At 39.8% G+C, this 22,845-nt stretch carries 20 protein-coding genes and 1 tRNA gene; 11 read left to right on the top strand and 10 right to left on the bottom strand.

All coding sequences use genetic code 11. The features are described 5' to 3' along the window. Positions 1-34: 34 nt before the first annotated feature. Complete coding sequence (locus AC2JBO_RS02495) at positions 35-439, top strand: C6orf136 family protein (RefSeq protein WP_496952038.1); 405 nt, start codon at positions 35-37, stop codon at positions 437-439. Here the strand turns inward: AC2JBO_RS02495 and AC2JBO_RS02490 are convergent. Both AC2JBO_RS02490 and AC2JBO_RS02485 read right to left on the bottom strand, forming a co-directional pair. Next, positions 429-1,691 carry a sensor histidine kinase gene (locus tag AC2JBO_RS02490; RefSeq protein WP_496952037.1) on the bottom strand — a complete coding sequence of 421 codons (1,263 nt, stop codon included), beginning with the start codon at positions 1,689-1,691 and terminating at the stop codon, positions 429-431. The genes AC2JBO_RS02495 and AC2JBO_RS02490 overlap by 11 nt on opposite strands. Before the next feature lie 49 nt (positions 1,692-1,740). Next, entirely contained in the window at positions 1,741-2,544 is an 804-nt protein-coding gene (locus AC2JBO_RS02485; protein ID WP_496952036.1) for a DUF8832 domain-containing protein, read from the bottom strand. Between the two features lie 258 nt (positions 2,545-2,802). On the opposite strand from AC2JBO_RS02485, the gene AC2JBO_RS02480 reads away from it, so the two are divergent. Next, positions 2,803-3,669, top strand: coding sequence for a CBS domain-containing protein (locus AC2JBO_RS02480; RefSeq protein ID WP_496952035.1), 867 nt, complete (start codon positions 2,803-2,805; stop codon positions 3,667-3,669). Between the two features lie 20 nt (positions 3,670-3,689). Here the strand turns inward: AC2JBO_RS02480 and AC2JBO_RS02475 are convergent, their stop codons facing one another. Both AC2JBO_RS02475 and AC2JBO_RS02470 read right to left on the bottom strand, forming a co-directional pair. Further along, complete coding sequence (locus AC2JBO_RS02475; protein WP_496952034.1) at positions 3,690-3,923, bottom strand: hypothetical protein; 234 nt, start codon at positions 3,921-3,923, stop codon at positions 3,690-3,692. 233 nt (positions 3,924-4,156) lie between these two features. Further along, positions 4,157-4,501, bottom strand: coding sequence for a hypothetical protein (locus AC2JBO_RS02470; protein ID WP_496952033.1), 345 nt, complete (start codon positions 4,499-4,501; stop codon positions 4,157-4,159). Between the two features lie 245 nt (positions 4,502-4,746). On the opposite strand from AC2JBO_RS02470, the gene AC2JBO_RS02465 reads away from it, so the two are divergent. Further along, the gene (locus tag AC2JBO_RS02465) at positions 4,747-5,649 is read left to right on the top strand and encodes a DMT family transporter (RefSeq protein WP_496952032.1); all 903 of its coding nucleotides are present in this window, start codon (positions 4,747-4,749) and stop codon (positions 5,647-5,649) included. Positions 5,650-5,741: 92 nt separating this feature from the next. On the opposite strand, the gene AC2JBO_RS02460 is transcribed toward AC2JBO_RS02465, so the two are convergent. Beyond that, a complete protein-coding gene (locus tag AC2JBO_RS02460; protein ID WP_496952031.1) occupies positions 5,742-6,554 on the bottom strand; it encodes a 2OG-Fe(II) oxygenase in 813 nt (270 codons plus the stop codon). 410 nt (positions 6,555-6,964) lie between these two features. Here AC2JBO_RS02460 and AC2JBO_RS02455 point away from each other — a divergent pair, with 410 nt between their 5' ends. Further along, positions 6,965-7,819 carry a thermonuclease family protein gene (locus tag AC2JBO_RS02455; RefSeq protein ID WP_496952030.1) on the top strand — a complete coding sequence of 285 codons (855 nt, stop codon included), beginning with the start codon at positions 6,965-6,967 and terminating at the stop codon, positions 7,817-7,819. Between the two features lie 68 nt (positions 7,820-7,887). Here the strand turns inward: AC2JBO_RS02455 and AC2JBO_RS02450 are convergent, their stop codons facing one another. Both AC2JBO_RS02450 and AC2JBO_RS02445 read right to left on the bottom strand, forming a co-directional pair. Next, positions 7,888-9,603 carry a serine/threonine protein kinase gene (locus tag AC2JBO_RS02450; RefSeq protein ID WP_496952048.1) on the bottom strand — a complete coding sequence of 572 codons (1,716 nt, stop codon included), beginning with the start codon at positions 9,601-9,603 and terminating at the stop codon, positions 7,888-7,890. Between the two features lie 430 nt (positions 9,604-10,033). Next, entirely contained in the window at positions 10,034-11,164 is a 1,131-nt protein-coding gene (locus AC2JBO_RS02445) for an ATP-binding protein (protein WP_496952047.1), read from the bottom strand. Between the two features lie 150 nt (positions 11,165-11,314). Here AC2JBO_RS02445 and AC2JBO_RS02440 point away from each other — a divergent pair, with 150 nt between their 5' ends. From AC2JBO_RS02440 to AC2JBO_RS02420, 5 genes are all read left to right on the top strand, one after another. Then, a complete protein-coding gene (locus AC2JBO_RS02440) occupies positions 11,315-14,062 on the top strand; it encodes a cation-transporting P-type ATPase (protein ID WP_496952029.1) in 2,748 nt (915 codons plus the stop codon). Between the two features lie 437 nt (positions 14,063-14,499). Beyond that, positions 14,500-14,766 carry a helix-turn-helix domain-containing protein gene (locus AC2JBO_RS02435; protein ID WP_127083740.1) on the top strand — a complete coding sequence of 89 codons (267 nt, stop codon included), beginning with the start codon at positions 14,500-14,502 and terminating at the stop codon, positions 14,764-14,766. A 31-nt stretch (positions 14,767-14,797) separates the two neighbouring features. Next, complete coding sequence (locus tag AC2JBO_RS02430) at positions 14,798-15,832, top strand: FecCD family ABC transporter permease (protein WP_496952028.1); 1,035 nt, start codon at positions 14,798-14,800, stop codon at positions 15,830-15,832. Between the two features lie 276 nt (positions 15,833-16,108). Further along, a complete protein-coding gene (locus AC2JBO_RS02425) occupies positions 16,109-16,885 on the top strand; it encodes an ABC transporter ATP-binding protein (protein ID WP_496952027.1) in 777 nt (258 codons plus the stop codon). A gap of 10 nt (positions 16,886-16,895) precedes the next feature. Next, entirely contained in the window at positions 16,896-17,744 is an 849-nt protein-coding gene (locus AC2JBO_RS02420; RefSeq protein ID WP_496952026.1) for an ABC transporter substrate-binding protein, read from the top strand. 540 nt (positions 17,745-18,284) lie between these two features. Here AC2JBO_RS02420 and AC2JBO_RS02415 read toward each other — a convergent pair. Together AC2JBO_RS02415 and AC2JBO_RS02410 are read right to left on the bottom strand one after the other, a co-directional pair. Next, positions 18,285-18,357 (bottom strand) — tRNA-Arg (locus AC2JBO_RS02415). A gap of 147 nt (positions 18,358-18,504) precedes the next feature. Beyond that, positions 18,505-19,713: a murein hydrolase activator EnvC family protein gene (locus AC2JBO_RS02410; protein WP_496952025.1), complete on the bottom strand. Its 1,209-nt coding sequence runs from the start codon at positions 19,711-19,713 to the stop codon at positions 18,505-18,507. A 150-nt stretch (positions 19,714-19,863) separates the two neighbouring features. On the opposite strand from AC2JBO_RS02410, the gene AC2JBO_RS02405 reads away from it, so the two are divergent. Both AC2JBO_RS02405 and AC2JBO_RS02400 read left to right on the top strand, forming a co-directional pair. Then, a complete protein-coding gene (locus AC2JBO_RS02405; RefSeq protein WP_496952024.1) occupies positions 19,864-20,199 on the top strand; it encodes a hypothetical protein in 336 nt (111 codons plus the stop codon). Positions 20,200-20,490: 291 nt separating this feature from the next. Next, complete coding sequence (locus AC2JBO_RS02400) at positions 20,491-21,099, top strand: superoxide dismutase (protein WP_496952023.1); 609 nt, start codon at positions 20,491-20,493, stop codon at positions 21,097-21,099. A gap of 73 nt (positions 21,100-21,172) precedes the next feature. Here AC2JBO_RS02400 and trmFO read toward each other — a convergent pair whose 3' ends face one another. Next, positions 21,173-22,483: an FADH(2)-oxidizing methylenetetrahydrofolate--tRNA-(uracil(54)-C(5))-methyltransferase TrmFO gene (gene trmFO / locus AC2JBO_RS02395; protein ID WP_496952022.1), complete on the bottom strand. Its 1,311-nt coding sequence runs from the start codon at positions 22,481-22,483 to the stop codon at positions 21,173-21,175. Positions 22,484-22,845: the final 362 nt, after the last annotated feature.

Below are 22,845 nucleotides of genomic sequence, written 5' to 3'. Positions count from 1 at the left end.
CTTTGCGTCCTTTGCGGTTCGTTAAATAAATCATATGCAACAAATAATTCAAACCCTCAAACAAGACCTACCCACCCTATTTGAAAAAGACATTACCTATAACATATACACCCAAGACATCCTATTCCGTGACCCAGTAAACAAATTCAAAGGCAAACCCAGTTACCACATAGTTTACTGGACATTACGATTTCACGCGCGGTTATTCTTCACCAAAATTAACTTCTCACTACACGACATCGCAGCATCCGACGAAAAAACCATCATCGCAAACTGGACAGTAGATGGAACCCTACGTCTTCCTTGGAAACCAAAGTTATTTTTCAATGGTTACTCAACATACAAACTAAACCAAGATAACTTAATATACGAACACATAGACATGTGGGATCGAAAACCCAGTGAAATACTCAAACAATTTTTCCAACCTACTTCTTAATCGTAAATACAAAACTACTACCTACACCAACCTTAGACTCAACCCATACCTTCCCATCATGTAATTCTACAATCTTCTTAACCAACGATAACCCAACACCCGTACTTTCCGAATCTTGTAAACTAGTCAATTTCTGAAACAGTTGAAAAATTTTCTCAAAGTGCTGTGACTCTATACCGATACCGTTGTCAGAAACGCGAAACTGCCAATACTCATCTTGTTCCACACAACTAACTTGTATCAACCCCTGTGGCTTATCGATAAATTTTACCGCATTACTAATCAAGTTTTGAAAGAGTTGCTCGATTCTGGTTTTATCACAGCTAATAATTGGCAGTTTATTTACTATTTCAACTTTAATATTATCAGGTAGGTTTAAAATTTCGACTATTTCAGTTACCGTTTTATTTATATTAACTTTGGTTTTCTCTATTTTCCCACGTCCGACACGTGAATACTTTAAGATATCGTCGATTAATTTATGCAGTCGTTGAACTCGACTAATGAGTAAATTAACCATTTTTTTGCCTTCTGCGTCGAAGTTATCAGCGTAGTCAGCAAGTAACCATTCCGATAATGAAGTGATACCTCGTAACGGCGCCTTCAAATCGTGAGAGACTACATAAGCGAAATCATTCAACTCTTGATTAGCGCTTTTGAGTTCTTTTAGTAGTACACCCATTCGATTTTGTGATTGTTGACGCTCAGTAACTTCTTGAGTAAGTTGTGTATTAGCCTTTTCCAACTCCGCAGTGCGGGTTTGGACAATTTGTTCCAGATGTTCTTTATATTTACGTAACTCTTCCTCGACACGTTTACGTTCTATAATCTCAATGGTTAGAGCTTGATTTGTACTTTCAAGCTGTGCAGGACTTGGTAAAGCTAGCGCGTGAGGTACTAAAGGTATTAAAGTCATAGCTGTATACACAGATATTAACGCAGTCAATCCTTTCAAGGCGCCTGCCAACCAGTAGTTAGGATGCCATAATGTCCATATCTCCATAATATGGGTAGTACCACAGGAAATAATAAAGGCACCGAACAATAGGAAAATACTTTTAAACGGAACATCCGCGCGCTTGCGAATGAAGTACAGAAGCGTTATGGGTATTGAATAGTAGGAAAGTGCAATGAGTACATCCGATAGAATATGCAGCGACACTAATTCAGGGTTCCACAGGTAACAATGTCCGTGTGGGATAAAATTACCTGAGTAAAAGAAATTATTTAAGAAATTGTTTAAATTAACCAAGAACTCCACGTTTATCTCCAGAAACCGGGTTTCTTTAATTTAATTTAATTTAAACGATATTTACCCAAAAATCTGCTGTATTAACTTTGCCATTATGATTAAACTGTAGCCAAAGCTTGTAAGTTCCTGTTTGCGGAAAACTAGATGTAAAGCTGACTTGACCATTCGACAAGTCTTTTATACCACTTACTGGAATATAATCAGCTTCAGTAAGAGGGGATGAACTGCGAACTATAATCAAACGTGGCTTTCTATCTTGAACAGGCTGATTACTCTTAATATCTTGCAAGTTAAAGCTCAATTCTACCTGTTTTCCTGACTTCAAACCAGATTGTGGCACCTGAAGCGTAACTTTAGTGTCAGCTAAAACTTTTGTATTACTAAATTTTTCGATTTCTGTAGGTAAAGGTATATTTCCAGGGATTTTGATTTTCTGTGCTGTCACCTCTTTACTATTACCCCCGGAATAATCACTAAATACAGTATAGTTTCCAGGCGCCGGGAAATCAGGATTAATTTCAAAGCGTCCATTTCCCTTATAGTTAGGAGTTTCATGCTGGAAAAAGCGTAAGTCATCGCTGACAACGACTAAATGCATTTGCTTATTCTGAGAACTTTGTTTGGGGTCTAACTTGCTAGCAGTCTTTACCTTATCTTGAACATTAACCGCTAAAGGTACGGCAGAAGTTGACTTGACTTCTTTAGGTGTCAACTTCGCTGGTGTTGAAGCTTGAATGTTATCTTTACTTTCAGCACTTAAACTAGTTTGTTTTAAACCCTGTTGTGGAAGCACCTCAGAACAACCCTGAGTCAACAACAATGTCGATAATAAACCAATCACCAAAAACTTCATAAGTAGTTTGCAACACATGTTTTAAATAGAACATGCAACATCATTACATACAAAACTAGGAATCGGCATCTATGGCTATAAAGAAGGAAAACTCGTTACATTTATGAAATAATAGAGAGAGTCAAATGTATCCAATCTACGGAGACATTTGCTGCGACTCATACCACAATCATATCTATTGTGTTTCTTCTCTGTTTAATTATCTTTATTTGTACAATACTAGAGATTCAAATGTACTATCATTAATCGTGTGGGTGTATGAATATATCAATCAAACGATTGGATGAACTGAACTTGAGATTAAGCTCTGTTTTAGGAGATTTACCTTTGTGGGATACAAGTTTAGAACTTGGTTGTCTTAGCAAGAGCTTGATTAAATTGTTTGAACAAGAACCTTTAATGCCTGGGATAGTTATCACCGATAATGATAACTATGTAGGTATGATTTCTAGGCGCCGTTTTTTTGAGTTCATGAGTCGTCCCTATAGCAATGGTTTATTCACCGAACGCGCGATTTCCAATCTGTATGATTTCGTTAAGTCTGATATTTTGGTAATGGGCACCACTACCACTGTTGTCGAAGCAACACAACTAGCTCTTTCTAGAAATAATCAGTTCGTATACGAACCAATTGTTGTTGCAGAAAGTTTAGAAGAGAGTGGAAAACACAAGCTACTCGATGTTCAGCAGCTACTTTTAGCGAACTCGAAAATCCATGCACTAACGTTGACACAACTCGAAAAAGCTCAAATAAAATCTCAACTAGCTGAAATTAATTTGCGAGAAACTGAACAAAGATATGAAGAATTAATACAAAAGGAAAAATCGCTAGCTTTGCAAGAGTTAATTTCGAGTGTTCAGCAGGAAGTTAATGGTACAGCTAAACTTGTTGTTGGTAATTTAGTTCATACAAGTCGTTATATACAAGAATTAATTCAAGTGGTAAGTATTTACCAGAAGTATTATCCTCAGCCTGTTGAAGAAATTCAAGCTCTGACTGAGAAGATGAGTGTTGAGATGGTTAGTAACGAGTTGCCTGGACTTTTGAATACTATGAAAGGTCATGTTCGCAAGATTCAGGAGTTTGTCGGTTCTCTTGCTGGTAGTAAGCACTTGAAGCATTGAAGTGCTTACTACGAACTATTTTACGCAACTGCTTCTTCGGACTGACAATCAAAAATAAGCATGAAATTCGCTTCTGGTGTTACCCGAAGCAATAACTGCATGTGTCCATCTGCATCTGAACGACTGCGAAACCGTCCGACTATCTCACGTTTCATATCTGGAAGCATACGCGCGATTGCCCACGAATTTAGCCGTTTTTTATAACTCATTGGTTTGTTTTGCTCGGAATGGCTGCTGTTGGTGTCTTGTGCCATGATGATAATTACACAGATTTATTTGGTAAACTCCGTCAGCAGATCCCAATGTCTGAGAGTTGCTGACGTTTTTTTTATCAAGCTGTCCATTTGAATAGCACACCAAAAATTGAACGTCAACATTTTTAGGAAACAATTCTCTAAAACCCTTTCCCAGACTTGAAATTATTTTTTTTGCGGTATGTATACATACATACAACCGCAAACTGGTATTATTGATGTACTTTATAGTACTATTTATAGAACAGCGTTTCAAATTCTGCTTGCAAAGCTTGAATTTCTGCAATCCTTGTAACAATTAAGTTGTCTTTGCCTGCATCGTGTAAGCGAGATTTCCAGTAGCGGATACTTTCGGAGTTATTCATCCAAAAGTCAATAACAGTTTTGACTGCTTCGTCTTGATTCCACAAACTTTTATTTGGCGCCGATTCTACTGTTTGAATAAATGCATCGAGCGTACAATTTGGCGCCCCCAAATATTCTACACCATTTGGTTGCGGTTCAATTACGCTTTTTTGCTGATGATTAAAGAATTGTAGAACTGGAGATACTCCAATAATATTAAATGTGTATTTCATTGAAATGTCCTATGTAATTTATTTTCAGTTTGATTTACGACAGATTTTCAAGCTGTCTTTATTCATGTTTTTCAGTTGTTAAATTAGCAGTTGATGACTGCGAGTGCTAAAATTGAGCAAATAGAAAATTAGCAGTTATTAGCTTTGAGTGCTAATAGTTATTGATGCCTTTATCTTAAACTATGAGATATTTTCAAAAAAAGCAAATTGTTATATATTATTTTTAATAATTTGTTTATATTATTGTGGTAACAAACTTTCAGGGTGAGATTGCAGCGCTAGTAGCAGCGGTGCTATGGGCTATTGCGTCGGTTGTATATGGACGTGTAGGCGCCCATGTTCCACCACTGCACTTAAATTTAATCAAGGGAATAATTGCGCTCGTGTTACTCTTCGCCACGATAGTTGTCACGGGGCAACTATCGTTTACAATTGCACCTGTGCCTTTATGCTTACTGCTGTTGAGTGGTGTTATTGGAATAGGACTTGGGGACACTGCATTTTTGGCAGGAATAAATAATTTGGGCGCCCGTCGTTTACTGCTGCTGGAAACGTTGGCGCCACCAATGACGGCTATATTTGCCTTGATATTTCTACAAGAAAAGCTCAACGCTAGCGCTTGGTGTGGTATTCTACTGACTATATTGGGAGTTGCTTGGGTAATTAGCGAACGTGTAGAAAACTCAGTTACTGCATCACCCAATTACTATTTATTGCGTGGAATAGTTTTTGCTTTACTAGCAGCGGTTGCAAATGCATCTGGCGCCGTACTTTCACGTGCAGCATTAGCGCATACAACCATAAACCCGTTATGGGCAGCTTTATTCCGACTTATTGCTGCGGTAATCTTCCTATTACCTTTGATTACATGGCAGCAAGACAAATTTACTACGTTTAATGACTCTAAATTATGGCAGATGATAGGCGCCATCAGCTTTGCAGCATTTTGCGGAACATATCTGGGCATTTGGCTGCAACAAACAGCAATTAAATTTGCACCAGTGGGTATTGCTTCAACACTATTACAAACGAGTCCAATATTTATACTGGCTCTACAGGGGTGGACGCGCGAAAAGGTAAGTTTGAGAGCGACCGCAGGAGTTGTGATAGCGGTCGCAGGGATTGCATTACTGTTTTATCTCAAGTAACCTCATTTTGTCAGCTGCAAAACATAAATTTTTCAAAACAACCGAAAACATACGTAGGTTGCCTGGAGGAACGGAACCCAACATCAAGTTTGCTACTTATTTACCTTATAATCTTGCCAGAGTAAACTTTTCAACTGGTATTTAGAAATTCTTCTTGAAAGTGAAACTAAATATTCTTGCGGAAGTGAATAGTGATTAAAGAATGGATATTTAGGCAAACGTGAAGTGTAATCAAAAAACAGCGCAAATCTATCCGATGTAACTGGTATCTTGCCACGATGGAAAATACTGCCTGTTGCAGCAAATACTACAGTACCAGTTATTCCCGTACAGGACTTACAGTTCGGCGAATACCCAGCAAGTTGCATCGTCAAATCTTGAACGTAACCGTATTTATACTTAAGCTTTTCTACTATTTTTTTGGTTATAGCCAGAGGAATATACTGAAACGGTCCATTTTCCTCGTTGACGTCTTGTAGATAGATAATTGCTTTAAGCACCTGCCTATCTTCAGTATCAATATGCCACAAACGAGATTTTTGTTGAACTGTATTCGCAATGTCTCTGCGAAAATAAGCACCATGATACGCAACTGGAAGACCAAAATAATTTTCAGCAATAGTGAGGATACGTCTTTCGAGTCCCCAAAGAAAAATATCTGGTTTAGACATCATCTGCTCATCAGTTGCGTGAACAAGGTATTCGCCATCTTTGCCAGTTGGCTTTGGTATTAATGGCATTAAATAGTTAGCAGATAATAACATATTTGCCGACGAAGGAATTGCTAATTCTGCCAGCGAAGTGACTGCAACCCCTTCATCCCTCAATGCTTCCACCAGTTGCAAATCCTCTGGTGAAAGTATAGGCAAGTTAACAAGATGTTTTTGTACTGTTGCTTGATGCATAGAGTCACTGTGCTTTTGCAGCAATGGTATCCTGTATACATGTTTCAGAACTTGGTTGCGAATTTTTATTATCAAGTTCACAGTTTTTATTCTTGTTTTTAGTTATTATGGGTTTTTATATTGTAGATAGCTTTACATATTTTGGTTTTTTTCTTAATGATTCTTTTACTTGATTAGTTCATAATTTCTTCACAGAATCTACCTAAAATAAAGCTAGCTTTATTTTAAGATATTAAGATTCCCGATTTCTTTGAGAAGTCGAGAATCTTATGACTTATTACTCTGTGACTCAGTAGTAAAAATATATACTAGTATTTCAAAAAAAATAAATAAGTAGTAAAAATAGTGTTACTTGCTGTACAACTAAGTGTTGTAGCGTCAATAACAACAAGGAGTAGTTCAATATGCCAATGATAATAATTCAGGGCAAGTATAAAATACTTCAAACAGCGCCAGATGGAGACTCAATACGTTTTTATCCAAATAATCCGGAATTGTGGAAAAAACTAGCATCAAAAGTTCGCCCGAACCATTTAGGAGGCGCCCAATTGCGGTTAGATGCAATAGATGCACTAGAGACGCATTTTTCGCCAAGGGGTGGAGGGATGCAGCATCAGCCATTCAAATATGGTCATGGTGCAGCAGATGAACTACTAGAGTATTTAGGATTTAAAGACGTAGAGCGTAGCAAAAGCGAGAAAATCACCTCTGTCACACCAGAAGAAGTACCAGGTTTCATATTGACTCGGTTTGCGGATACGTATGGTCGGGCAGTCGCGTTTATATTTAAAGGGGACACACAAGAAAAAGATGGTAGTGAGGTATTTTTAGATAAATCGCTATTGAAGAAGAGTGCCAACTACCATTTACTGAGTACAGGACTTGTTTACCCGACTTTCTACTCAAAGCTATATCCTGATGTGCGGAAAGAACTTACAGCTTCAGTAGAAAAAGCGCGTAAAGAGTCAAAAGCTTTATGGAGTGAAGATAAGACTAATACAGGTTTTACTTTAGAGAGTTTGAAAACGATTACCAACGATGTAGTCATTTTACCTAAGCTATTCCGGCGCCTATTAAGTTATCTTGCAATTAATGACGATAGTGTTGCGCTTACTGGGTTCTCCCAATATCTCGATTCGTTAGACGATAAAATAATCATTCTACCCGATGGTCACGTTACAGGCTTTGATTATGTAGTTAAGGTTGAGGGTCAAAAAATTCAACTTACTCAGCAACCAGAAAATATAGTCTTTGTTGAAAAATAAACATGTTCAGGTAGAGACGCGAATGTAAAGACGCGATTAATCGCGTCTCTACAACATGAATCAAAACATTAATTTTGCGACTGTTGAGTTGGCACAACAACATCTGAACTAGAACGTTCTGACGAACTTGAAGAAGAAGGTACAGTTGGTACAACTACGGAACCTTCAGAGCGTGAAGGTGTACTTTGCGACTTCTTATTATCTGGTGATGCCTTCATTCGAGAATCGCGCACTGTTCGCAATTTTTCAATTAAGGATGGAGAAGGTGGCGCCTTTGGTTTATCAGAACCACTCGAATCATTTGTATTACTGGTGTTCCCTGTACTGTTACTACGTTTTGGTGTGCTGTCACTATTGTCTGAAGTATTACTGTTACTATCGCGATTGCCGTTGTTATAGTTACTACGTCTTGTTGTAGTAGTATCGTTGTCAGAATTATCTGAGTTACTAGTTGAGCGATTTCTAGAATTGTTATTGCTTGAATTATCATCGTCATTATTATAAACCCGGCGCCGTTTACGCCGCACAGTGGAGACAGGCGCCTCAACACGATTAGATGCTTTATTTTGTTGATTAGATGCTGGTTCAGTTGAAGGTGTAGCAGTAGCTGACGCAGTAGAAGTTGCTTCTTGTGATGGTGTCGTTGTAATACTCGATGGAGTAGCGAAAACAGCACTTGGTTGCTCTACCACTGGTTGTGCTAACTTCGGTCTTGAGGCAGCTTGCATGGCAGTAAAACCTGCAGCAGCAGCTAACATTGCTATTCCAGTACCGATAAACACTTTTGGCTTCAGTATTTTTTCGGCAATAACTTTAACGGGTTTGTCTGTCTCCTCAACTTCATCGAATGGTTCTTCTGTACGAATTTTTGTGACAGCTACAGAAGCAGCATCAAGGTTTGGAGCTTGTTGACTTGATAAATCTATCGTTTGTACTGCTCCCGTTGGAACTGGTTGCGGCGCCGGATTTGCTCCTTGTGCAGGTAATAACTTTAACCATTCGGCGACACTAACAGGACGAAATCTAGCATCAACAGCCATACCGCGCATTACCGCTTGGTTAACAGCAGCGCTCAAATGCGGTTGAAGTTCGCGCGGGGAAGGCATTTTTTCGCGGTCACGTAATAAAGCCGGCATCGGAACTTGGGCAGTTAACAGCGTGTACAGCGTTGCTGCTAACCCATAAACATCCGTAGCTGGTGTGCGTGGCGCCTGAGATAAATACTGCTCAATAGGGGAATATCCCTCGGAAACCATGCCAGTATGCGTTTGTCGAACACCACTATTAAATTCGCGCGCGATGCCGAAGTCAATAAGCACTACAGATTGAGTACCTCGACGCTGAATAATATTATCGGGCTTAATATCACGGTGTAATAACCCGTTTTTGTGAACAACTTCTAACGCTGCTCCAATTTGGTGAATATAATGAATCGCAGTTACTTCTGGTAGGGGAACACCCGGTATTACGTATGCTTCCCCCAAAGTTTCGCCGGGAATGTATTCCATTACCATGTATGGTAAAGCCTCCTCGACAAAAAAGTCGCTGACCCGGACAATATTAGGGTGAACACAAGTGGCTAATCTTCGTGCCTCATCCTGAAATTGACTCTCGAATTTGGCAAAATCGGGATGTTGTCGCAGCTTTTCATTCAAAGTCTTGATCACCACCACTTGATGTAAGTAGTGATGAGTCGCTTTGAACGTTATGCCAAAACCACCTCGACCAATTTCATGGTCAAGAGTATATTTGCCACCCTGCAAGGTTATACCAGCAGCTACCATAGCGATTTTAGGTTTGAGGTTTGCGTTGTTTTTGTTCAGTTTGGGCTGTCCAATTATTGATTGTAGATGACCCAAAGCTATTCACCTAGTTCTTTAGTCAAAAAATCCTAGATTTGTATCTGGGGTTACAACTCCTAATAGAAGCACATGCTCGTAGCACATGTTTACAAAGCAAGCACTTTTGGTCAAGGCAAATAGGGAACAGAAAGTTAGAATATAACATTGTTGAAAGTTTGGATGAAAAGTTGAATCAAATAATTGGGTAATTGAGTGAAAACTTTGGTAAGAGGATTTTATCCGAACAAGGTAAAAATTCCAATGCCAAGAGCTATTTTCTTTTTATTTTATTTTAACTTTTACTTGTTCCCCGCCCGAATGTTGCCCAAACATAAGTTTTATTAACCTATTGACTGATTAACCTATTGATCTATTAATCTAAACGCTGTCTTAACCATAAGGCCAAAAATGGTAGTGCTAGTTTATACCCTTGGTCGGCGCCATAGATTAAGCCTTTATGTTGGAGTCCCATTAACGCGCCTTGAAGGCTACCACCACGAGATAAGCCATGTTTTTGGATATATTCGCGGCTTTGTGGTTTTTCAGTGGAGTCACAGGCTAATGCTTCTAGTAGATGTACTTGGTTAGGAGGTAATAGCATCAGTAATGACTCAAAGGTTATGGATAAATCTTTGAGTAACCCTTGTATGGAATCATGCACTATCTTTTCAGTAATCATACCATCTGGGCGCCGCACGGTTTGTATACGACGAATCAACGCCATCGCATCACCAATATGTCCTTGTACAGCATCAAGGAATAATTGCAGCGCTTTTGATCGCGAATCAAACGTCAAACCTTGAGTGTGTAAAATCTCCCTTGCCCAAACCGCAATTATATCTCTTGCAAGAGGCGCCAATTTTAAAGTTTCCAACGGATGGTCATCTTCACCAGTATGAGTACTAGCCTCGGCAATTGTTGCAACTAGTACATAACTGACATAAGTTTGAGCTTTAATTTCACGCCGTAGCGTCGCTTCCCACAAACCATTTTTATCCCACGAACGAATATGAGGAAAAGTCTGTAAAATCAAAACAACACGCTTAGATTCTTTCTCTACTAGCTGCTGTGGTAATTTCAGCAGCAGTTCAAACGCTTGCCAAAGTTGTTTTTGATTTAAACCCCGTATCAATCGTAGTTTGCCACTAGGTTCTTCAGCGTGAAATGTAAAATACTCTCTCGCTGTTACATTTACCCAGTTTTTGACTTGCACAACGTTAAAATTTTGACTCACAGCTTCTGCTAGTAACTGCAAGAAACGTTCGCCATCAGTAGCACGAATACAGTCAACTTCTAAAACAATTGCCCCAACTTCCTTAGCTGCCGCACGTACTAGGGTACGGCGCCCGCTACCTGGAACTCCGGCAATTAACGCATCACCGTCCTGTGCCAGAACCTCAACAATTCGTTGAAACTCCCCAGAACGTCCAATCAATTCCAATCGAATAGACAAATTCAAATACACGCGCTTTCTGCCTTCAACCCAAGCTGTATCGCAAAGCATACTCATTTCACTAATTATCGGCAACAATCATTGGGAAAATTTATGGAAATTATTTAAACAAAATAAGTGCTAAAAAACTATTAGCACTAAAAAAACGTGTTATTAATTATTTAACACAAATTTTTAAGAATAAGCTAAAGGAAAATAATCATGGTGCAGGTAGTATCTGCGGTTGGACTCCCCGAAGGGCAGCCCAAGGTTTGGCATTCGATGGAAGTGCAGGAAGCCCTATCCCTCTTAAAAACAGCCCCTGATTCGGGTTTGGGTCATTTTGATGTGAAGCAGCGAGTCGAGAAGTACGGCGCCAACGAGCTAACAGCCAAACAAGGCAAACCATTATGGTTAAAGTTTTTGCAGCAGTATAACCAGCCATTGCTAATAGTCTTGTTATGCGCGGGTTTACTAAAGGCTTTATCAGGAAGTTATTTAAATGCGGGAGTAATTTGGGGTGTTACGACTACCAATGCAATCATTGGGTTTATCCAAGAATCGAAGGCAGAAGGTGCAATTGAAGCACTCGCAAACGCAATTACTACCGAAACCACGGTTATCCGCGATGGGCAGAAAGTTCGTATACCTTCCCGTGAGTTAGTGCCAGGAGACGTGGTTTTACTAATTTCTGGTGATAAAGTTCCTGCTGACCTACGCTTAGTCCAAGCTAAAAACCTTCAAATTGACGAATCAGGATTAACAGGTGAATCAGTTGCAGTCGAGAAGCATATAGATATTCTCAAACCAGAAACACCTCTTGCCGAGCGCAAGAATATGGCGTATGCAGGTGGTTTTGTCACCTTTGGGCAGGCTGTAGGTATTGTAGTTGCTACAGGAAATCAGACTGAAACCGGGAAGATTTCCCAGTTAATGGACACACACACAAATCTAACTACACCATTAACTCGTAAGTTTGACAAGTTTAGCCATAATTGGCTGCGTGTAGTTTTAGCGTTAGCAACATTAACGTTCGTCGTTGGACTTAATACCAGAAATTTCACTGAAGCGCTTGAAGCTGCTGTTGCTCTAACTGTCGGTGCCATTCCAGAAGGATTACCCGCAGTAATAACAGTAACTTTAGCCATTGGTGTTTCCCGAATGGCAAAGCGACATGCCATTATTCGTAAATTACCTGCTGTAGAAACTTTAGGTAGTGCAACTGTAATTTGTTCAGATAAAACGGGCACACTGACTGAAAATCAGATGACTGTCCAAGGCATTTATGCGAGTGGTCATCAATATGCTTTAACAGGGGTAGGATATGCACCAGAGGGCGAAATTTTACGTGATGAAAGACCAGTTAATTTAAATAGCGATAAAGGTTTACAGGAAACTTTATTAGCTGGAATACTTTGTAACGATTCTCAACTCGAATACAAAGACGATAGATGGGTGGTGATGGGAGACCCTACAGAAGGCGCCTTAATTGCTTCGGCAAACAAAGCTGGATTTAATCAAACTTCCTTAACTCGTCAAATGCCAAGAATTGATACGATTCCTTTTGAGTCAGACTATCAATACATGGCGACACTGCACAATACATCCGCAGGGAAAATCATTTACGTTAAAGGTTCGGTAGAGTCGATATTAAAGCGTTGTAGCGGGATGCTCAACAGCGAAGGTCAAAAGCGCCCGATGGATTGTGTAGAAACATTAAACCAAACCAGTATCGAGCGGGAAGTAAATATCATGGCAAGGCAAGGGTTGCGCGTGCTAGCGTTAGCCAAAAAGAATGTACCCGACAGCCAAAACACCGTAGACCACCAAGATATTGAAAAGGGACTAGTTTTCCTTGGTTTACAGGGGATGATTGACCCACCGCGCGAAAGTGCTATCAAAGCCGTACATGCATGTCAACAAGCTGGTATCCAAGTCAAAATGATTACCGGAGACCATGCAGTAACAGCACAAGCGATTGCTCGACGCATGGGGATGGGTAAAAATGGTTCGGTACTGGCATTTACAGGCGCCGAATTATCCAAGATGGATAAAACAGAACTCGCGCATGTTGCAGAAGAGGGTGTAGTATTTGCCCGTGTGGCGCCAGAACAGAAGCTACGTTTAGTTGAAGCCTTACAATCAAAAGGCGAAGTTGTAGCTATGACAGGTGACGGTGTAAATGATGCACCTGCATTGAAACAAGCAGATATTGGAATTGCAATGGGTGGGGCAGGTACAGAAGTAGCAAAAGAAGCATCAGACATGTTGCTTACCGATGATAACTTTGCCTCAATTGAAGCAGCAGTAGAAGAAGGACGCTCGGTATATAAAAACCTGCTCAAAGCAATTTGTTTCATTCTCCCTGTAAACGGTGGGGAATCGATGACAGTCTTATTAAGTACTTTACTAGCCAGAGATCTACCGATTCTTTCTTTACAAATACTCTGGTTGAATATACTTAACTCCATCACAATGACAGTGCCTTTAGCATTTGAACCCAAAGCAGCAAACGTGATGAACCAGGCGCCGAGAAATCCAAACGAAGCATTACTCTCTGGTAGTAGAATCAAGCGAATTCTGCTTATATCCCTCTTCAACTGGATTGTAATATTCGGCGTATTTGAATACTTCCGTGCCACAACAGGTAATTTACCTCTAGCACGTACAATGGCGATTAACTCACTAATTGCCGGACGAATTTTCTACATGCTCAGTATCAGTCAATTAATCCCCAACTTAATTGCTAAGATGGATGGAACAATCGAAGAAAACGTAGATATCCCCGCAATTGGATTTGGAATCATCGGAGCAATCTTACTACAAATCGTATTTGCTCACGTACCATTAATCAACCAAGTCTTTGAAACGGCGCCGCTTAGTTTCCAACAATGGTTACTATGTTTAGCAATCGGTTCACCAATGATTTTATGGGCAGCCTTAGCCAACAAAATTGATCCTCCAAACTAAATCAACATTTCATTACTACCTCTGAATTAACTCTTGTGGAACAGGCATCCTGCCTGTTCTTTTATTTATTTTTAGGACAGGCTTCTAGCTATCCTACGTATGCCAAAAAATTATCTAGCCATGATTGATATACAATTTCCCAGAACATACACCCATTTAATAAAACCTCGTAAACACCTTCTCTAAATAAATTAGTTAGCTAGGGTTCGCAGTTGCAAGCTGCTACCTGGCTGTTGTTCAGAGCGGTCGCTTCTTCCTGTTAAGAATAGAGCGACCGCTTTGATTATAGCATAATTGCTAAATATAAGCTAATTAATATATATTTAAATTTAAGATGCTATGATAAAAAGCACTTAGAGAGTCAATAGTTTGAGCAGGCTATAAAAGCATTTCTGAAGGAAACGATTAAGTAAGGACAAAAAAGGAAAGTATAAAAAATGATTCGCTGGCGACTACGAGTACTAATGGCTGAAAAAAAAATCACCAATAGAGAGTTATCTGAACTATCAGGAGTTCACGCAACTTCGGTTTCAAAGCTCAAAAACGTTGATGAGATAGAACAAATTAGCGGTAGAGTTCTCAACAATCTTTGTAACGGTCTATCCAGGGCTTACCGTAAGCGTGGTGATAATCGAATCATTACCCCTACTGATTTGCTTGATTACACTTACGACGGAGATGAATATACATCTGCTTGTTCTTAATCGAGCAACCTATTATTTAGGATATATTTAGATGAAAATGTTATCAAAGCAGTCAGGGAAACAAGTTCCGGAAACTTTAACACAGCGTCGTGTTTTCTTGGCTGTTATGGTTCTGGTTTTGGGACTTGTATTAACGTTATTATTATCACTGTCTAAAGGCGCCGTTCCCCTCAGCTTTGACGAGATGTTACAAGCACTACTTCGTCGAGGCGACCCACTAAAGCAAACTATACTTTGGGATTTGCGTATTCCGCGTATTTTTGCAGCAATGGTAGTTGGTGCCGCATTAGGAATGTCTGGTGCTTTATTACAGGGGATGTTACGTAATAGTTTGGCAGACCCTTTCATTTTAGGAATTTCCGCAGGCGCCGGACTAGTGGTAATTGTGATGGTAGTATTGCAGGTCTTTCAAGCTTGGATACCTTTAGCAGCTTGGATAGGCGCCATAATTACCACTGCTATAGTAATATTTCTCGGTCGAAGTGGTTCTAAATTGTCGGTAGAAAGATTAATTTTAGGTGGTGTCGCTGTAAGTTCATTGTTTGGTGCAGTTCAAAGCACTTTACTTCTACTTGCAGAAGACGGTCAGATTCAACAAGCTTTAAACTGGTTGATTGGTAGTTTAAATGGTAGAGGTTGGCAAGAAGTTAATGCAGCAGCACCTTATATAATTATCGCGTTAATTGCAGGATGGCTACTCGCGCGTCCTTTAAACTTGTTAGCTTTGGGAGATGACTTAGCTGTTGGTTTAGGGGTAAACCTGGGACGGTCGCGTATATTAATTGCTGGTGTGGCAACTCTTTTAGCTGCTGGTGCTGTTAGTGTCAGCGGACTAGTAGGTTTTATTGGTTTAGTTGTTCCCCACGGTGTTCGTTTATTAGTAGGGAATGACCACCGTATATTATTACCACTATCTGCACTCGGCGGCGCCTGGTTATTAATGTTCTCTGATTTGCTTTCACGACTCGGTTCTGTAGAATTACCTGTGGGTTCGGTGACAGCACTTCTCGGTTCACCTTTGTTTATTTGGTTACTGTATCAACGTAAAGCTGGAACTGAGAATTAAAGCTGGTCGTAGGTTGGGTGGAAGAACGGAACCCAACAAACAATTCTCCTGAATAGTAAGGTGGAATGTTGCTTACTTAAGCATTTTGAGGCGCCAATAAATTGGGGTAGGGTGCTTTCAAGCTATTACTATCAATCAATGTAACGCAAAGCACAGTGCTTTCACGCACCATTTTTACGTTAAGTAAGCGACATTCAATAGTAAGGTGCGTTACGCCACAAGATTATTCGTTTTGTTTCACAATTGTTATAGCGTAACGCACCCTACCTTAAATAAATGCCTCTAGAAATTCAAAACCTAAGCGGTGGTTATACCACAGTACCTATAGTAAAAAATGTCAACCTAGACTTACAAACTGGAGAGTGGTTAAGTTTAGTCGGCGCCAACGGTTCCGGTAAGTCAACTTTTCTAAAATTACTAAGTCGAATTTTATCTCCTTTACAAGGCGCCGTATTACTCGATGGCAAAGTTATTCACTCTCAACCTCCGAATGTAGTAGCTCAACAACTTGCTTTATTACCCCAACAGCAAACAGTTCCTACAGGTTTGAGTGTTCGTCAACTAGTTAGCTTAGGACGCACACCCCATCAACCTTGGTGGCAATGGGAATTAAATGGGGAAGATAAACAAAAAGTTGAAAATGCCATTCAAAAAACGTGCTTAGAAAAATTAAGCAATAGACCTGTAGAAAATTTATCGGGTGGAGAAAGACAACGCGCGTTTCTAGCATTAGCACTAGCGCAGGAACCAAAAGTCTTATTACTTGACGAACCAACAACTTACTTAGATATAAATTATCAATTACAACTGTTGGAATTACTTAAAGAACTAAATCAACAACAACAATTAACGATTGTTACAGTCTTACACGAATTAAACCTTGCAGCAAGATATAGTAACCGTATTGCATTATTTGACCAAGGTAATCTTTGGGATGTAGGTACACCCGCAAAAGTTTTAACACCCGAAGCAATAAGCCAAGTATTTGGAGTAAAAGCTTTAATTATTGATACTCCTGTTGGTTTACAAGTTTGTGCAGTATCCGCCCTATAAACATTAAAAAATGAAAAAACTACTTCTTTTCACACTCCTAATCATCTTATCAGCTTGTTCAAACAATCCCCCAACACAAATTACTCAACCAACTCAAAAATCGAAACGAGTAGTAGCACTAACACCCTTAGCAGCAGATATAATATACAACCTAGACAAAACCAAACTAGTTGGTATTCCTAACGGCAGATACACAGACGTAATAGCAAAAACAAAATTTAATAATTTCCCAAGAGTTGGAACCAACACAGCCATCAACATTGAAAAAATAGTATCACTCAAACCAGACCTAGTATTAGGTGCCGAAGGGTTACACGATAAAATCATCGCCAAGCTTCAAGAGTTAAAAATACCCACCCTAGTTGGAAAAATTAGCAGTTGGCAAGACTTAGAAGACAGTACAAAACAAATTGCACAACAAATAGGCGCCGACCCAAAACCAATACTAGATAAATTTCAATCTTACACTACCAATATACCTAACAACGGAAAAACAGTATTAGTATTACTCCGCGCGCAACCAACATCATCACCGAATGAAAACAGTTGGGCAGGAAACCTACTAGAAAAATTCAAATATAAAAATTTAGCAGCAGACTTACAAGGCAAAGGTCGTATCAAAGGATATATAACACTTTCACAGGAAAAAATACTCGAAGCAAACCCCGAAAAGCTTTTTGTTATTGAGTCAGCAAATTTAAACCCTGATGATTTTAAAAAGTTGCCTTATTGGAGTAAGTTAAAAGCTGTGCAAAATAATCAAGTATATATATTCCATCATGATGGGTTAATTACTCCTATAAATATAGATTCTGTCAAAGATGTATCACAACAATTACGTGAAGTCGGCGCCAAATAATTTCCTAGAGGATAAATGATCAATCACCACTTTGACTTATGACTCAAATTCTTTGTTTGTAAATTTTAATACCCTACAATTTTCGGTGACAGTGCGAATTACGTTTTCTGGTATGCCATCGGGAGCATTAACTTGAAGTTCTAAGGTAATCTCTACTTCTGCACCAACTAAGCTAGTAAAGTGTTGGATAACCTCATCTGCAATTTCTCCAACATCACGCTGTAATCGTAGTGCGTCTAATTTGACACTTCCATAAAAACGTGTCGGCGCCTTATTTTCTGGTTCCGGTACAGTAATTATTTCTGGAATAGGTGATATTGGGTTGCTAGTTCCTCCTGTAGTTAACTCCTAACTCCCATAAAATATCTATTATGGGAAAGCGCATCTCGAAATAACTACGGAATGTGTAGGATTGATTTGGGTTAAGGATTCTCTGTTTTCTGGCGCCAGAACTCATACAGAATTATTTTATTAAAGTATTCAGCCATTAATGACTAAACCTGTTACCTCTCAAAAGTAAGTACTATGTATAAACAATCACGAGCGTGGAGGGACTTGAACCCCCGACCTACAGAACCGGAATCTGACGCTCTATCCACTGAGCTACACGCCCTCGCTTTATAGATTATATCATAGTTTGAATTTTTTGGTTAAAGTAATGAGTGCTGAGTGCTGAGTGCTGAGTGCTGAGTTTTTATATTTTATTCCTAACTCCTAACTCCTAACTCTACTCAGCACTCAGCACTTTCTACTCAGCACTCTATAGAAATGCTGCCGGGTCGGTTGGTGTACCGTCTCTACGAACTTCAAAGTGTAGGTGGGGACCTGTGGATAACCCTGTTGAACCGACTGCTGCTATGTGTTGTCCGCGCGTGACTGTTTGTCCTTCTGATACAAATAATTGGCTAGAGTGACCGTATAAAGTTGTAAGTCCTTTTCCGTGACTTATTATTACGGCGTTTCCATATCCACCGTACCAACCTGCATAAATTACTGTACCACTGTCAGCCGCGCGAATCGGACTACCGTAGGCGCCTGCAAAGTCTATACCCGCATGTAGGCGCCGATATCCAAGTACAGGGTGAGTTCTATAACCAAAAGGACTGCTGATTGGTGCGTCGCTAGGAAAGCCAAATATACCTGTACCTTCTGTAAAGCGTTTACCAATTGCTTTTTGTGCAGCTTCGCGCGCTTTTGCAGCAGCTATTTTTTGCTGAATCAAATTACCAATTGCAATAGAATCTTGTTCAAGTTGAGTTTCTGCTGCTGCTAATGCTAAACGGTCGTTGTTCAATCTTTCGATTAATTGTTCCTGAGACGCTGCCTGAGATTGATAGTCGCTTTTTTGGGCGAGCAATTGTTGACGAATCAAGCTTATCTCGTTTTTGACTTGTTCGACTGCGGTTTTTTGCTCAATAATTCGACTGGCTTCTTCTGTAAGTTTCGCTAGTATCTCCTGGTCTGCTTGATATACCATCTTTAAATGTCGGCGCCGACTTAAAAAGTCATTGATACTTTGGCTTTGCAATAATATTGTCCACCCATGACTAGCTGTCGAACGCTGCAAAAACCTTAATCTTCCCACCGTAGCTTCTTGTCTTGCTGTAAACGAACGTTCAGCTACTGCTAAATCAGTTTGAAGTTGTTCGAGACGGTCGGTAGCTAACTTTAAACGGTTTTCACTATCTTGAATTTGTGTAGTAGTCGTTTGCAAATTTTGCTGTAACCCATTGAGCCTATCTTGGGCTACATTTTGCAAGTTGCCTAAACGATTACGCTCTTGGTTTACTTCCCCACGTTGTTTGTTAAGCTGCTGCTGTTGCTTTTGCAAGGTATTGATAGATGTATTTTTTGCCTGTTCTTGTAGCGATAATGCGGGAAGCCATGTATAAACGATACATAATATACACGATAAAGCAAGAGTAAATCTTAAATAATACCGTCTTGTTGGGAAATATAGGGATTTCATATTTTAGACTACAATCGAACCACAAATATTATTCCCAAAAAAATCTGTTCGCTAACGGCAAAAGGTAATTTTGCGATTGTTTGCCAGATACCAACGCAAAAATACGGGTATGTCAGCATTAATTGCATATATTACCTGACATGAGGTCGTATGAATTCAGGCAGAGGCATTCTTTTAATAGCACTTGTGATTCCCGGTTTAATAGTCATGGGATCATCACTTTATTCTTTCGATGTTGATTATAACGCTTTAGAACGAACTGAAGATTATATCGAAAGACTTGTGCGCGATGGTAACGGTAGTACTCGACAACTCGACTTCGCTTACCATCGCAGTTTATCACACCGTATCAGTGCTTTCACTGATGGCACTTGGGGATTTATCGGCGCCGCTATTGCCGCTCTCGGTGTCCACGGCATGATTACAATGAAAGAGGATGACTTCGGTTTTATCAGCAACAAGCAAGATAAGAAGAAAGCTCAATAATCATTATCGCCGCAGCAACGCCGTGAAAAGTAATATCAATGCAACCCTAGGGGAAACACCACACCTCTGGGGAGTTTTTGTAGTAAGGACTTTAGTCCTTGATTTATTAAAGCGCCAGAAAATTACTTCAAAAATTATTGCAACTCATAATCATTTCGGCTATGATGTTTATAGAAGCAAAAACTAAGTAATTATATGTGACAGGCAGGGATGCCCATCCCACAATAGTTTTATATTTTCCACAATTATTGAGATTATTTTTTATTTAGCTGATTAGTTTGGAGAAACATAATGACACACGTCTTAGCACCATTACCTTATAACTATGCAGCGTTGGAACCGTATATCGACGCTGAGACAATGCAACTGCACCATGATAAACACCATGCAGCATACGTTAACAACTTAAATGCTGCATTGGAAAAATATCCTGAACAGCAAGCGAAGTCACTTGAAGAGTTGGTGACTAACTTAGATGCAGTTCCAGAAGCAATTCGGACTGTAGTGCGAAACAATGCAGGGGGACATTTAAACCATACAATGTTCTGGGAAAGTATGGCGCCGAACGGTGATGGAGTGCCCTTTGGTGAAATTGCACAAGCTATTGAGTCAACCTTTGGAAACTTTGACAACTTTAAGCAGCAGTTTAATGATGCTGGGTTGAAGCAGTTTGGTAGTGGTTGGGTTTGGTTAGTTGTTGACAAGGACAGAAAATTGCAAATTGTGACAACACCTAATCAAGATAGTCCCCTTGCTTTAGGACAACATCCGATATTAGGTAACGATGTGTGGGAACATGCATATTACCTCAAATATCAAAATCGACGCGCGGATTATTTGAAAGCGTGGTGGAGTGTTGTTAATTGGGACAAGGTTAATCAAAGATTTGCTAGCAAGTAATTTAGTGCAGTTTATCTTGTGGGATGCGCGGGCAGGGATGCCCGCTCCACAAGAAGAAGAAATTTTAGATACTTTATAGTAATTGCTTCCAATTTTCCAAATCTTGCAATGACCTATCGCGATATTTTCCATAACGCTCTGGTTTACTCTTAATTTTCATACCTAAATCTGGCAATATACCGAAATTTGGTGGCATCGGTTGGAAATGCTTGGGTGATGCGGAGCTAATAAATTCAAATAAGGCGCCCATCATTGTGGTGTTTGGTAACGTCACAGGTTCTTTACCCAAAGCAACGCGCGCGGCATTAGTACCAGCTAACCAACCACCTGCAGAAGCTGCGGTATATCCCTCAGTACCAATAATTTGACCTGCTGCTAATATATGTGGACGGTCTTTAAATTGCAGTGTTTGATGCATTAACTGGGGAGCATTAATAAAAGTGTTGCGGTGCATCACACCTAACCTTACAAACTCGGCATTTTCCAAACCAGGTATCATCTGGAAAATACGCTTTTGCTCACCCCAACGTAAGTTTGTTTGGAACCCTACCATGTTCCATAACTTGCCTTGCTTGTCTTCTTGGCGTAATTGAATAACTGCATACGGACGTTCGCCTGTGCGGGTATCAGATAATCCTACAGGTTTGAGCGGACCATAACGCATTGTTTCTTCACCACGCAGCGCGAGTTCTTCAATTGGCAAACAAGCTTCAAAAAACTTAACTTTTTCCCTGTCAAAGTCTTTTAACTCGGTTTGTTCAGCTTTGCAAAGTTCTTCCCAAAACCGGATGTACTGTTCCTTGTTCATGGGACAGTTTAAGTAAGCGGCTTCGCCTTTGTCATAGCGCGAAGCCATAAAAGCAATATCCCGATTTATTGATTCTCCCACAATAATGGGACTTGCGGCATCAAAAAAGCTAAGATATTCCATTCCTGTTAAACGCCGCAAATCTTCTGCTAAGTCAGGACTTGTTAACGGACCACTTGCGATAACTACGATACCTTCAGGAATATTAGGACTTTCGCCGCGTCGCAGTTCAATTAAAGGATGTTGTGCGAGGGTATTCGTTAAATCTTCGCTAAACTGTCCTCTATCAACAGCTAAGGCGCCACCTGCGGGAACTTGATGTTCGTCAGCTTTTGCAATTACGATAGAACCGAGGCGCCGTAATTCTTCATGTAATAAACCAGATGCTCTATCCGAAGCCATTGCCCCAAACGAATTACTACAAACCAACTCAGCGAGATGTTCAGTATGATGGGCGCCGCCGAAGCGTGCTGGGCGCATTTCATGTAGAATTACTGGCACACCAGCAGCAGCAATTTGCCAAGCTGCCTCAGTTCCAGCTAGTCCACCTCCGATAACGTGAATTGGTTGTTGCATTGGGGTTTGACGATAGATAGTTTGGTACTTGTGTATGTATACTACATATAATAGATTATTTGTATCCGCTCAGTAAATAAGACTGACTAACAATTTAGAAAAATTTTATGTTATTTGAGGTTTGTCAGTGCTTAATTTACTTGGGTTGTTAAGACTTTACCAAAAAACGTGGAGGATAACTTTCAAGAGGGTTTGATATTTAGTGGATGCGTAAAAGTATCAACCAAGAATTATAGATTAAGTCAAATTTACCAAATTGCTGTATATAATGTTGCATCTTATATAACGCCTATTGATTACAGCGGGCTAATTTATATTTTGAGGCGCTATCAATCTTGTCGTATTTCTTTAAATGCGCTAAT

Source organism: Calothrix sp. CBUCES-K 9914 (assembly GCF_059640475.1).
Note: the sequence above shows the minus strand (reverse complement) of the source record. Positions and strands in the feature narration are given on the sequence as shown.